The sequence below is a fragment of the Collinsella aerofaciens genome (genome assembly GCF_040926185.1).
GTDB classification, from domain to species: domain Bacteria; phylum Actinomycetota; class Coriobacteriia; order Coriobacteriales; family Coriobacteriaceae; genus Collinsella; species Collinsella aerofaciens_BC.
This window is the reverse complement of the sequence record NZ_JBCOIQ010000026.1, coordinates 1-13,029: the sequence shown is the minus strand read 5'-3', so window position 1 is coordinate 13,029 and position 13,029 is coordinate 1. Positions and strand designations below refer to the sequence as shown.

The window sequence follows — 13,029 nt, the reverse complement described above, 5'->3', positions numbered from 1 at the left end:
TCGTTGGCCTTATGAATAACGAAGGCTCTCTCACGCTTATCGCAATAAGCATCGCAAATCTCGGGAGATCCATCGGTGGAACCATCATCCACAAGAATCACCTCAAAAGAGCCGGTCCCTTGAATATCAATAGATTCCAGACAAGCGGGAAGAAAACGCTCGGTGTTATATACCGGTACAACAATACTGATGTCAGGCGTTTCGTCATGCATAAATAACTCCTAATAGCGCCGACGAATACGGAAAAAGATCGCAGCTGCCGCCATATACAAACGTAATGACAAAATAAAACACGAAAAATAAAAAGCCCAGAGTTCCAGTTAGAAACCGCTCTCTACCAAGGTTTTCAGATAAAAAGGGGTAAACCAAACCTGAAATGAAAAGAAAAGGGAAACTGAGTCGAATTAGCTCAGGACTGATGCTCGCAAATTGAGCGAATAAGGAAGAAATTATGCCACAGCTCGTATAAAAATTAAGTGTCCATCGATCAATGCTCGTGGTCAAACCCTTACTACCCAACATCCATATAGCAAGGCAAAATAGAAAATAAATAAGCATTGTGATATTAAATGAGCCCATTCCAGCGTGTTTGATCTGAAAGCTATATGACGACGTAAATAGAGACACGAGCTCCATTACATCCGGTCCAATCATAATCACACAAATAGCAAAAATGATAACGCCAACGCATGCAAGAAGTGCAACGGTCTTGTATGAACGTTCGTGTCTGCGGTTGAAGCATGAAATATAAATAATCCAAATTAAAAGTCCTATGATAGACATTTTGTGAAAGCCAACTGCAAGAGCCAAATAAACAATAGCGGGGACGCGCTTCTCACGGAACAGCTCATAGAGCATCATGACGAGCATGCTAGTAGCAAGACATTGCCTAATTATGTTTAACGTATAACCGAACACAACGAAACAAAGAAAGAAACCTACGACAGGATACCCGCGAGGATACAACTTCCTAACAACTAAAATATAGGGAAGGAGAACGATGGCTTCACAAAGAAAAAGAACAGCGTGGAAATCACCAGTCAGTCTCCCCAGGATCCAGAAGAGAATTACGAATAGCGGCTCTTGATCTGAGCAAGCACCCATAGCACCTGTGAGCGAATAATACTGCGAGGCGTAAAAACACCTGAGAGGATATGCCGAGGTATCGGTACCGACAGATGCATCGCGCAGCCCCGCCACCAAACAAAGGGGGAGAACCGCGATAACCGCTAGAAGAAAACTGACGCGCTTATTAGGTATCTTTACCGAAAAATATAGCAATGCAATATGGGACACAAAGGCAATGAAATAGATTGGCATCTCTACACCTGCTTTGCATATCGTTTGTAAACCGTCGATTTACCTCCGGTCGAAACCACGTCGAAAACACCAACACAGCAGTTAAACACATCTTGAAAATAGATGTTATACAAAAAGCTGCCATGGCATTCAGTAACGTTAAACAGATGCGCGCTAATAGAAAAACTCACCTTATCAACCTTTTATCACGGGAGTTACCCGATAGCCTTACCAGAAATTGCAGCATATAACGCATAGAAAGCGTTATGAACCCTAGGAGAGATAGAAAAGAGAGCACAGCGTAACCTCCATTTTGAACAAGCATATGGGTTCCTCGACGCCCTCCAGGCAAGCCCTCGAGCATTCCTCAAATATTTCTGGGCGTCAGCCTTACTATCAAATCCGTCCGGATCAACCCTCATTGCAACGCGGAGCGTACAGAATGATTGAAAACACTCAAACTCGCCCTGAAATTCAGACCCGGCAAATCGTCGAACAGTCTCAATAGTCCTGTCCATGTCTTTAGCATGCTTGGAACCCTGCTTTCTGAGCGTTGTAATGGAACCAGGTCTCGTCACGTATGCATAAAAGCACGCATCAGAGAATGCAACCTTTTGAATTTTGGAACAAATTTTAGCAATTACGCCCATGTCTTCGAAGAGCTGCCCCTCAGGAAAGACAAGGTCGTTAATAAGAGATCGTTCAAAGAGCTTTCCGCACGCAGAGCCGCTCTCACCGCTTAATAAAAGTAATTTTCGTAAATGCTCAATTCCAGATTCAACATGGAATTCTACATTCTGCCCCATCTTATAGTTATCAAGAACAGGCGTCTTCGCAAAGGAGCCGATAACGAGCGAAACTTGATACTTGTCAGCCGCTTCGACCATCAACTCAACAGTTCGCGAATCAATCAAATCGTCCCCATCAACATACATGACATAATCGCCGTGGCACCTTTGAGTACCAAAGTTACGAGCAGAAGAAAGACCGCCGTTTTCCTTATGCAAAATCTTAAATCGCGTGTCTGATCCAACGGCATCTTCAATAAGATCAATAGTATTATCAGTACATCCATCATCCACAATAATATATTCGATATTCGAATAAGTCTGACCAAGCAATGAGTTTACGCAAGGAAGCGCGAACATACCCACGTTGTACATGGGGACAATGACACTAACCAGAGGCTTAGAAACATCAGAAGCCATATATCTAAGACCTCCTGAGAACAAAACGATATATCAACGCTCTAACGGAATTTGGCATCAGACAGACGACGGCATGCGGTAAATAAGAACAGATATAATCGCATTTTGTGAAATAGCCACGCTCAACTTGAGCACGCTTAAATGCTTTAGCGTACTTAAGATACTGCGAGCCCCCCCTGCGAGCATAGAAATCCCCACTAACGCGCATCGCAACAAGCGGTTCCTTCAGGTTATCCGCCTTGCAGCCACATGCGAGCATCCTGTTAAAAAGGTCCCAATCCTCAAAGTAGAGAAAATCGGAACTGTAGTTACCAGCCTCCATGACTTTCGACTTTCTAAACGTCATAGGAGGATGACGAAAGGGATTTCGCCTTTTGGAATAAGAACGTATAGCGTCGATGCCCTTGGGAAGATCTGTGGCCGCAACAGGTTCATTGGGAGTCGTGACGAATTCGATAACATCGCTTCCGACCATATCGAGACCACTATCAATAGCAGCAAGCTGTTTCTCCATACGATCCGGACGAGCTATATCATCAGTGTCCATGCGTGCAACAATTTCGTTAGAGCAAGCAAGGATGCCTTGGCGCAGTGCATACCCAAGTCCATGGTTTTTTTCATACGAAACAAAATTGAACAGTCCGGGATGCAGGAAGTCATAATCTTGGAGCACGTCTTCAAGCTCATGCGTAAGCGGACCATCCTTGACCATGACGATCTCGGCAGGAGAAACCGTTTGATTCAGCATACTGTCTAAAGCTTGAATTAAAAAGGCAGGATTTTCTTTTTTGTAAATGCTCATCAACACACTGTAAGAAGAAGAAAAGTTTGTCTGCATCTATCGTCCCGTTCTCTTCTTTCCAAACATGGCACCAAAAGTGCCAGTAAAGCACTTCCAATCCATCGCAAAACAACGGTTTTGGACATAGCGAAGCTCAATCTTCTGGCGCAGGCCGCTCTCGAAGGTTGCCTCGTTACGATCGGTTGCCTGCCACAGACCAGTAATACCGGGCTGAACAGAGAGCAGCTCAGCCTTTTCCTCGTCGGAAAAGTGCTGTTCAAGCTCATCCCTTGTAATGGGACGCGGTCCAATAACGGAAAGATCGCCGTTAAGCACGTTCAGGAACTGAGGCATCTCGTCGATAGAGCACTTACGAATAAACTGACCAATCTTGGTAATACGAGGGTCATCGTCAACCTTGCGTTCGACTTCCCACTGATGTAGCTGCTCGGGACTCAGATACTTCTGTACATCGCCAGCATCGGCGACCATACTACGAAGCTTAAAAATCTTGATAGTCCTTCCGCCTCTGCCGACGCGCTCTTGCGTATACATGGGGCTGCCGGGCGATTCGAGACTAATGAGCACGCACACGATGGCGATAGGAATAAGCAGCAGTACGCTCATCAAAAGACTGAACACCAGATCAAACAGCCTCTTAATAAAGCGGTAACCAAGCGTACCGCTCGGCTTAATCTCTTTAATAGCTAGTGCATCCCCCATTGATGCACAGCTCTCTGTCATTTCCTTAGCAGCCACAGTCAAACCTACGTCCTCGTTCCCCAGGGATACCCCAATCGGTAAATTCAAAAATGCGAACGAATAGCTGGTGCAACGTCTCCCTTACGTTTTGCTGGGAACGTCGAGCGGCAGCAGCTCCCTAAATGCGGAGTCGCCTTCGCCCACGTCTACCAGGCACCAGCGCTTATGACGGTCGATCTTCTTTACGCGGGCCTCTTGTCCCACCAAGGGCCCCTGCTCTATGTGCAGCACGCCGTCTTCTATGCGGGCTACGCTGTTGCGCACCACGCCGTCGTCGTCGAGCACGCTGCGGTACCAGTCCTGCGCATCGTCCGGCATGGGCGCATAGGCCCGCTCCCTGTTGCCGGCAATGCGGCAGCCAAAGCTCAACTGGGCCAAAGCCTTATCGAGCAGGGCGGCATCGCGCGTGGCGACGAAGAAGTATTCCTTGTACATGGGTTTGGTTCGGAGCGACCAGGCGCCGTCCCGCTTAAACCAGAACTCCTTTTGCATCACAAAAGCGTCCTGCATCAGCTCGTGCGGGATAATGCGGCGGACCTTTTCGCAGGTCTCGCGCTCTTTACCGTTGGGGGTGTGGACCAGATACCAGCGAACACGGCCATGCTGGCTGTTAGTAGTAGCGCCACTAAAGGCACCGGGCAGCTGCTCTTGGCGCCGCATTGTCTGTTCCATCTCTCGCCCCCTTTTCTTGTCTCCGCGACGCACACGGATGCAGAGGCGTTAAGAACAGGCTTCCCGCTCGCAGCTAGGCGCAGACGCAAAAGTACAGGTTTTTGTATCTTTCGACGGAGTTCATTATACGAGCAAACTGCTCGCGTTTTCCCAGATTGCACAAAATGCGCCGCGAATGGGTGAATCTCCATACGCCTCTACAAAAACCTGTACCTTTTTGCACAACAAAAAAGCCGCTCTAACCTGCGGCTTTTCTTCTATAGACAACAAAAAAGGCGACCGCCATATAGGACGATCGCCTTTGTAAATTCTTGTATTGTTTGTGCTAGGCGCGAGTCTTGATCTCCTCGAGCACCTTGGCCACAAACTCGTCAACGCTCATCTGAACGGTCTCGTTGGAACGATCGCGGACGGAGATGTTGCCGGCCTCGACCTCCTTCTCGCCCAGGATGAGCATGTAGGGCACACGGTCAATGGAGCGGGCCTCGCGGATCTTGTAACCGATCTTCTCGTCGCGGTCGTCGCAGACCACGCGAATGCCGGCGTCCTCCAGCTTGGCGCACACCTCGTGGGCGTAGTCGCGGCTCTTCTCAGAGACGGGAAGTGCCTTGACCTGCACGGGGGCCAGCCAGGTGGGGAACTTGCCCGCAAAGTGCTCAATCAGAATACCGATGAAGCGCTCGATGGAGCCAAAGCACACGCGATGCAGCATGATGGGGCGCTTCTTGGTGCCGTCGGCGTCCACGTACTCCAGGTCAAAGTTGAGCGGCATCTGGAAGTCGAGCTGGACGGTGCCGCACTGCCAGGTACGGCCGAGCGAGTCCTCCAGGTGGAAGTCGATCTTGGGGCCGTAGAAGGCGCCGTCGCCCTCGTTGACCTCGTAGTCCATGTGCAGCTGCTCCAGAGCGGTGCGCAGGCCCTCCTCGGCGCGAGCCCAGTCCTCGTCCGAACCCATGGAGTCCTCGGGGCGGGTGGAAAGCTCAACGTGGTACTTAAAGCCAAACTTCTGATACACGGAGTCGATGAGGTTGACCACACCCACGATCTCGTCGGTCAGCTGGTCGGGACGCACAAACAGGTGGGCGTCGTCCTGGTTAAAGCAGCGCACGCGGAACAGGCCGTGCAGGGCGCCGCGCAGCTCGTGGCGGTGCACCAGGCCAATCTCGCCGGCGCGAATGGGCAGCTCGCGATAGGAGTGCGGCTTGGAGGCGTACACCAGCACGCCACCCGGGCAGTTCATGGGCTTAATGCAGTACTCTTCGTCGTCGATGACGGTGGAGTACATGTTGTCCTTGTAGTGGTCCCAGTGGCCACTGGTCTTCCACAGCTGCTTGTTCATGATGAGCGGCGTGGAGATCTCCACGTAGCCGGCCTTGTGGTGGATCTCGCGCCAGTAGTCCAGCAGCGTGTTCTTAAGGATCATGCCGTTGGGCAGGAAGAACGGGAAGCCGGGGGCCTCGTCGCGCATCATAAAGAGGTCCATCTCGCGGCCGATCTTGCGGTGGTCGCGCTTCTTGGCCTCCTCCAGCATATGCATGTGCTCGTCGAGCTCTTCCTTGGTGGCAAAGGCGACGCCGTTGATGCGGGTGAGCATCTTGTTGTCCTTGTCGCCCTTCCAGTAGGCGCCCGAGACGCCGGTGAGCTTAAAGGCCTTCAGGGCCTTGGTGTAGCAGATGTGCGGGCCGACGCACATGTCAATGTAGTCGCCCTGCTGGTAGAAGGTGATGCGGGCGTCGTCGTCCAGGTCACCGATGTGCTCGACCTTGTACTTCTCGCCGCGCTCCTCCATAAGGGCGATGGCCTCGGCGCGGGGCTTCTCGTACACGGTGAACTTGAGGTTCTCCTTGACGATCTTCTTCATCTCGGCCTCGATCGCGGGGAAGTCGTCCTCGCTGATCTTGACGCCCTCGGGCAGGTCGACATCGTAGTAAAAACCGTTGTCGGTCGCGGGGCCGTAGGCAAAGTCGGCCTCGGGATAGAGACGCTTGATGGCCTGCGCCATGATGTGCGCGGCGGAGTGACGGATGACGTGCGTGACCTCGTCCTGCGGGAGCTCGGCCACCGAACCGTCATTGTAGAGTGCCTTCATGGGTATGTTTTCTCCTCTCGGATGCCTGTTGCAAGTGCGTGCGATGCGATCGGCGTTTTTGACTTGCATCATTATAGGCAGGTTGCCTTGGTATACAAGCGCCCGCCGCACCTTAATGGCACGGCGGGCGATTTTCTACGCATGCTTCATCGTGTGGGGGCGGAGTGCGGAGCGCGCGTGCGGCTTGCGCGTGGCGCGCGTTGCCCGTGGCTTACGGCCGGCCCGGCGATGGATGCGTTACTGAATGCGAGTTCGGCAGTAGGGACAGACCTTCCAGTGCGCGTCGAGCGGGCGATGGCAGCTGGGGCACACGTTGCGAACCTGGGTGTCGCACACGGGGCAGACGACAAAGTCCTTCTCGATGGGGGCGCCGCACTGTGGGCAGGTGCCGTACTGGGCAAGCTGGCGCTCGCGCAGGGCCATGTCCAGCTCCTGCTCCTCGCGGTCGGCCGCGTAGGAATGCGGGCGCAGAACCAGGTAGGCGATGAGACCCACAAACGGGATGAGGGCGATGATGCCCCATGCCACGTAGGCGCTGGCGCCGCGGCGGCGAGCGTCGATAAACACATAGACGACCGACAGCACGTACAGGGCGATGATAAAGCCCACGAAGGCATAGATGACGCCCATAAGCTGCGGCGACATGAGCTCGGAGATGTACTTGGACATTACGGGTACCTTTCGGAATATTAACAGTTCGGTCAAGTTTACCACGGGGTTTGTTTATATGGGACTACGGCTAGGTACGGGGCTGGCGCGGACACAAACATCTCAATCTGTAACAGTTAGGAGCGGAATTCGGGTCTAGATGTTACAGATCGAGACGAAAGGGAGGCCGCCGAGCAAACGTCTCGATCTATAACGACCGAGACCAAATTTCCCATCTTGCTGTTACAGATTGAGACACAGGGATCCCTCCCCGACTTCAATCTCGATCTGTAACATCATGGGCCCCAAAACCCCTCTTACTGTTACAGATCGAGACATTCATAATCCGTCGGAAGATTTGTCTTGATCTGTAACATCTGCAACCCAAATCATCGGCTAACTGTTACAGATTGAGACAAAAGAAAACGTCCAGGCCGAATGTCTCAATCTGTAACAGTTACTCGGCAAAGACAGTCCCAGATGTTACAGATTTAGACAAACTATTCTTTCCCCGACTTAAATCTCGATCCGTAACAACAACTCGGCAAAAACAGGTCTAACCGTTACAGATTTAGACATTCGAAACCGACTGATAGGTTCATCTAAATCTGTAACACATAGGACCGATTTTTTCCTCTTACTGTTACAAATCAAGACAAACGGAGGGGCCGTCTGGCAATCATCTCGATCTGTAACATCTAGAACCCAGTTCTTCTGCTTACTGTTACAGAACGAGACAAACTTCCGAAACCGAAGGTGACAGACGAGGCCATCGTCAACACGGAGCACCTTCGACTGCCGTTGGCGGATACAGCGGGGCTGTTCGCCGCATTGCCGCTGCACTGGGGGTGTGCAGACCGTAGGATAGTCCTATTGACATCCTGTCAACTCGTCTGGGAGGCACCGTGGCAGAAACGTTTGATATCGCGATTGTGGGCGCGGGCATCACCGGGTGCGCCATCGCGCGGCAGCTCGCGCGCTATGACTTGTCCATTTGCGTGGTCGAGGCGGGCAACGACATCGCACTGGGAGCGTCGAAAGCCAACGGCGGCCTGGTGCACGCAGGCTACGATCCGGCTCCGGGCACGGTAAAGGCGCAGGTCAACGCCCGCGGTTGCGAGCTATATAGCACGTGGGCCCAGGAGCTGGGCTTTCTGTTCCACCGCACCGGGTCGATGGTGCTGGGCTTTAACGACGAGGACCGTGCGCACTTGGAGCAGCTGCGCCAGAACGGCCTGGCCAACGGCGTGCCCGAGCTGTCGATTATTGGTCCCGAGCGCATCCGCGAGCTGGAGCCTCGCGCCAGTGCCGACGCCACGTGCGCGCTGTGGTGCCCCTCGACCGGGTTTGTCGACCCATTTGAAGTGGCTATCGCCGCGTTGGAGAACGCCCTGGCCAACGGGGTAACGTTTATGCGGTCCGCGCCGGTGGAGGCGATTGAGGTTGCTGACGGCGAGGACGATAGTGCTGCGCGCTTTACGCTAGTGACGCCCACCGGCGATGTGCGTTGCCGCTACCTCATCAACGCCGCGGGCAACGGCGCCGCCGACATCTCGCATATGACGGGCGCCGAGGAGTTCCAGATGGTCTGGCGCCAAGGCAACATCGTGGTGCTGGACAAGGAGCCGCGCACGCTGATGCCGCTCTACCCGGTGCCGACGCCGGTGTCGAAGGGCGTCATTGTGACGGGCACCGTGCATGGCAACACCGTGATCACCGCTACGGTCGCCGTGCGCGAGCCGGGTGACACGCAAACCTATGCGAGCGACGTGAACGCGCTGCTAGCCGGCGCGCGCAAGCTGGTGCCCGATCTGGATACACGACGTGTGGTGCGCGCGTTTGCCGGCGGGCGTCCGGTCATTCAGGGAACGAACGACTTCTTTATTGGACAGTCGGCCGTGGTGCCGGGGCTTTTCCAGGCGGCGGGCATTCAGTCGCCGGGTGTGGCGAGCGCGCCGGCCATTGCCGAGCGTATGGAGCTTGTGATGCGTGAGGCGGGCGTGGAGCTGCACGAGCGGGCAGACTGGAACCCAATTCGCCGCGCGCCGGACGACTTTGACCGCGCACCGTTGGCGCACAAGGAGGAGCTCATTGAGTCCAATCCCACGTGGGGTCAGATTGTCTGCCGCTGCGAGACAGTACCCGAGGCCGAGATCGTGGCCGCGATCCGACGCCAGCCGGGCGCGGTCTCGGTCGAGGGCGTCAAGCGCCGCTGCCGTGCCGGCATGGGTCGATGCCAGAGTGGTTTTTGCCAGAGCCGCGTGGTGGCGATTCTTGCCCGAGAGCTGGGCTGCGACCCCAGCGAGGTGCTGTTGGAGGATACCGGATCTTGGTTGGTTGAGGGACCGCTAAAGGGGGTGCGCTAGGATGGCGACGTTTGATATGCGCGACGGACGCGCGGAGGCCGGAGCTGTAGCGTCGGTGTCGACGCAGGCCTTCGACGTGGTCGTCATCGGCGGCGGACCCGCTGGCATGGCGGCTGCGCTTGCCGCACATAGTGCCGGCGCCCACGTGGCCATCGTGGAGCGCGAGCAGCACCTGGGCGGAATCCTCCGCCAGTGCATCCACCCCGGCTTTGGCCTGTCGCACTTTAAACAGGAACTCACCGGTCCCGAGTACGCGCAGCGCTTTATCGACCAGGTGCGCGCGACCGACATTGCGCTGTTCCTGAACAGCATGGTGCTTGGGATTGATTCAGGCGAGAGCGCGAGCGCAGGCGACCTGAGCACGGGCGAGGCCGCGGGAACCGCCACAGTCCATACCGTCACGCTCATGAGCCCTGCCGGCATGCTGCAGCTCACCGGGCGCGCGATCGTCCTTGCCATGGGGTGCCGTGAGCGCACCCGCAGCGAGATCAAGATCCCCGGCAGCCGACCCGCCGGCGTGTTTACGGCGGGCCTGGCGCAGCGATACATCAATATCGAGAACCTCAAGCCCGGCTCGCGCGCTGTCATCTTGGGCTCGGGCGACATCGGGCTGATCATGGCACGTCGCTGCACGCTCGAGGGGATTTCCGTCGAGGGCGTGTACGAGCTCATGCCGTACGCCAACGGCCTGCGCCGCAACGTCAAGAACTGCCTGGACGATTTTGGCATTCCGCTACATCTGTCCACCGTCACGCGCGTGATTGGGCACGAGCGCGTGGAAGCCGTCGAGGTAAGCCAGGTCGACGAGCACCTGGCGCCCATTCCGGGGACCGAGCGCATTGTTCCGTGCGACACACTGCTGCTTTCGGTGGGATTGATTCCCGAGAACGAGCTTTCGGTTGCCGCGGGCGTAGAGCTTGACCCGCGCACGCGCGGCGCCGTGGTTGATCAGAGCCTGCAGACGGGCGTGCCGGGCATCTTTGCCTGCGGAAACGTGCTGCACGTGCACGACCTGGCCGACAATGTGACGACCGAGTCCGAGCGCGCCGGTGTGGCAGCGGCGGCGTGGGCGTTGGGCGGCGCCGAGGCGTGCGCTGCGGGCACAGGCTGCGAGTTCACGGTCTCCCCCGCCGGCATCGCGGGCTACGCGCTGCCAGGACGCATTACGGCCGTGGCGCTCACCAAGCTGAACTTCCGCGTGCGCCGACCAGTCGATGCCGCCCGCGTGAGGATCTTGGCAAACGGCGAGGAACTGTTCGCCGGCAAGGTCCGCGCGTTTAAGCCGAGCGTTATGGAAAGCTTCCCTCTGCCGGCAAAGGTCATCCAACAAGCGCTCGACCTGGGTGCCAGCGAGATTGTCCTATCCGTCGATCCCGTCGAGGAGGCATAAACTATGAGCGATAACGTGAGCGAAACGCTGCAGTTCAACTGCACGACCTGCCCATCCGAGTGCCTTCTGGCCGTAGAGGTGGAGCGCGACGCCAATGGCGCCGTGGTGGAAGTGCGATCCGTGGTCGGCAACAACTGCCCGCGCGGCGATAAGTTCGCACATCAGGAGCTCACCTGCCCCATGCGCGTGCTCACGACGACCGTGGCCGTCTCCGGCGGCAACGAAGCCCTGCTCCCCGTGCGCACCGCGGAAGCCATCCCGCTAGAACTCCACGCCCAGGCCATGGCCCTCATCCGAGGTCTAGTCGTCAACGCCCCCATCCGCATGGGCGACGTCGTGCTGGAAGATCTTCTCGGCACCAACATTGACCTAGTCGCCAGCATGGACATCGACCCAGCCTAAGCAACAAATTTGGGACGGGCTCTTTTAGCTGCTTTTGCAAGGAGTGTCCCCAGGTGCCGGCAGAAAAGGAACGTCCCTAGCTGCCAGGCATGGGATACCATGGTGGCACCCTAGCGAAAGGATGTTTCATGGCACATGTCGATGACCAGCGTGTGGCGCACGTGCTCGATGCACTCGAGGCTCAGCACCCCGGCGCGCAGCTGCTTGTGAATGACCCGTGGTCGATTTATTACCTGACCGGCTTTTATGCCGATATGTTCGAGCGTTTTTGCGGCGTGCTGCTCGCGCGCGATGCTGAGCCGGTGATTCTCGTCAACGCGCTGCATCAGCTGCCCGATTACGACAATGCCCGCGTGGCCTACCACACCGATACCGACGTCGTGGCCGACGCCATCGCGCGCGAGATCGATCCGGCCAAGCCACTCGGCATCGACACCGTCATGCGCTCCGGCTTTTTGATGCCCCTCATGGATCGCCATGCCGCGAGCGAGTTCTTCCTGGGCGACTTTGCCGTAACGGCAGCGCGCACGTACAAGGACGCTGCCGAGCAGGAGCTCATGCGCGTATCCTCGGCCGCCAACGACGCCGTGATGACCGACGCCATCAAGCTCGTCCACGAGAGCGTGACAGAGCGCGAGATTGCCGACCAGATGCTCGGCCTGTATCGCAAGCACGGCTGCGAAGGATTTAGCTTCCCGCCCATCGTGAGTTTTGGCGCCAATGCCGGCGATCCGCACCACGAGCCCGACGACACCGTACTCAAGCGCGGCGACGTTGTGCTGTTCGACATTGGCGGACGCCATCGCAACTACTGCTCGGACATGACACGCACGTTCTTTTGGGGCAAGCCGGACGAGGAGACGGCACGCATCTACGACATTGTGCGCCGTGCCAACGAGGCCGCCGAGGCGCTCATCGCGCCGGGCGTGCGCATGTGCGACCTGGACCGTGCCGCACGCGACGTGATTGAGGACGCAGGCTACGGCAAGTACTTCACGCATCGTCTGGGCCACTCGATCGGCTTACAGGACCACGAGCCGGGCGACGTCTCACTCGTCAACGAGCAGGTTATCGAGCCGGGCATGACCTTCTCCATCGAGCCGGGCATCTACCTACCCGGCCGCACCGGCGTCCGCATCGAGGACCTAGCTCTGGTGACCGAGACCGGCGTCGAGATCCTCAACGCCTACCCCCACGATCCAGCCCGCCTAGACTAGCCAATGTGACAAAGGGACAGTCCCTTTGTCACATCCCGCTGACGCTCTGCCACGAAAACGGCCCATCTACTACGTTTAACCCACATGGGTCGACCATGCGGCTCTTTTTTGAAAATCGGCAAGCCTTCTACCTGCACTGATAATTGTCCTTGGGGGAAGCGGGCACTGCGGGGGCGCGTCAACAGCGCGCGATTT

The 13,029-nt window shown here is 56.2% G+C and carries 12 protein-coding genes; 4 read left to right on the top strand and 8 right to left on the bottom strand.

Annotated elements, in window-relative coordinates:
* The 8 genes from AB5750_RS09035 to AB5750_RS09000 all read right to left on the bottom strand — a co-directional run.
* Positions 1-212, bottom strand: a 212-nt coding sequence (locus AB5750_RS09035) for a glycosyltransferase family 2 protein (protein WP_368154984.1), incomplete at its 3' end; no start/stop codon positions are given.
* A complete protein-coding gene (locus tag AB5750_RS09030; protein ID WP_271747781.1) occupies positions 205-1,320 on the bottom strand; it encodes an EpsG family protein in 1,116 nt (371 codons plus the stop codon). The genes AB5750_RS09030 and AB5750_RS09035, both read right to left, overlap by 8 nt.
* A 194-nt stretch (positions 1,321-1,514) precedes the next feature.
* On the bottom strand, positions 1,515-2,507 hold the full coding sequence (locus AB5750_RS09025; RefSeq protein ID WP_368146138.1) for a glycosyltransferase family 2 protein: 993 nt from the start codon (positions 2,505-2,507) through the stop codon (positions 1,515-1,517).
* 4 nt (positions 2,508-2,511) lie between these two features.
* Complete coding sequence (locus tag AB5750_RS09020) at positions 2,512-3,345, bottom strand: glycosyltransferase (protein WP_271747783.1); 834 nt, start codon at positions 3,343-3,345, stop codon at positions 2,512-2,514.
* Positions 3,346-4,047, bottom strand: coding sequence for a sugar transferase (locus AB5750_RS09015; RefSeq protein ID WP_271759665.1), 702 nt, complete (start codon positions 4,045-4,047; stop codon positions 3,346-3,348).
* 84 nt (positions 4,048-4,131) lie between these two features.
* Entirely contained in the window at positions 4,132-4,722 is a 591-nt protein-coding gene (locus AB5750_RS09010) for a hypothetical protein (RefSeq protein WP_368146139.1), read from the bottom strand.
* A gap of 325 nt (positions 4,723-5,047) precedes the next feature.
* On the bottom strand, positions 5,048-6,811 hold the full coding sequence (gene thrS / locus AB5750_RS09005; RefSeq protein ID WP_368146141.1) for a threonine--tRNA ligase: 1,764 nt from the start codon (positions 6,809-6,811) through the stop codon (positions 5,048-5,050).
* Between the two features lie 237 nt (positions 6,812-7,048).
* Positions 7,049-7,480, bottom strand: coding sequence for a double zinc ribbon domain-containing protein (locus tag AB5750_RS09000; protein ID WP_006234085.1), 432 nt, complete (start codon positions 7,478-7,480; stop codon positions 7,049-7,051).
* Between the two features lie 884 nt (positions 7,481-8,364).
* On the opposite strand from AB5750_RS09000, the gene AB5750_RS08995 reads away from it, so the two are divergent.
* The 4 genes from AB5750_RS08995 to AB5750_RS08980 all read left to right on the top strand — a co-directional run bounded on the left by AB5750_RS08995 (position 8,365) and on the right by AB5750_RS08980 (position 12,834).
* Positions 8,365-9,825: an NAD(P)/FAD-dependent oxidoreductase gene (locus AB5750_RS08995; protein ID WP_368146142.1), complete on the top strand. Its 1,461-nt coding sequence runs from the start codon at positions 8,365-8,367 to the stop codon at positions 9,823-9,825.
* 1 nt (position 9,826) lies between these two features.
* The gene (locus AB5750_RS08990; RefSeq protein ID WP_438266025.1) at positions 9,827-11,215 is read left to right on the top strand and encodes an NAD(P)/FAD-dependent oxidoreductase; all 1,389 of its coding nucleotides are present in this window, start codon (positions 9,827-9,829) and stop codon (positions 11,213-11,215) included.
* A gap of 3 nt (positions 11,216-11,218) precedes the next feature.
* Positions 11,219-11,617, top strand: a complete 399-nt coding sequence (locus AB5750_RS08985) for a DUF1667 domain-containing protein (protein ID WP_368146143.1) — start codon at positions 11,219-11,221, stop codon at positions 11,615-11,617.
* A 128-nt stretch (positions 11,618-11,745) separates the two neighbouring features.
* A complete protein-coding gene (locus tag AB5750_RS08980) occupies positions 11,746-12,834 on the top strand; it encodes a M24 family metallopeptidase (protein WP_368146144.1) in 1,089 nt (362 codons plus the stop codon).
* The last annotated feature ends 195 nt before the right edge of the window (positions 12,835-13,029 follow it).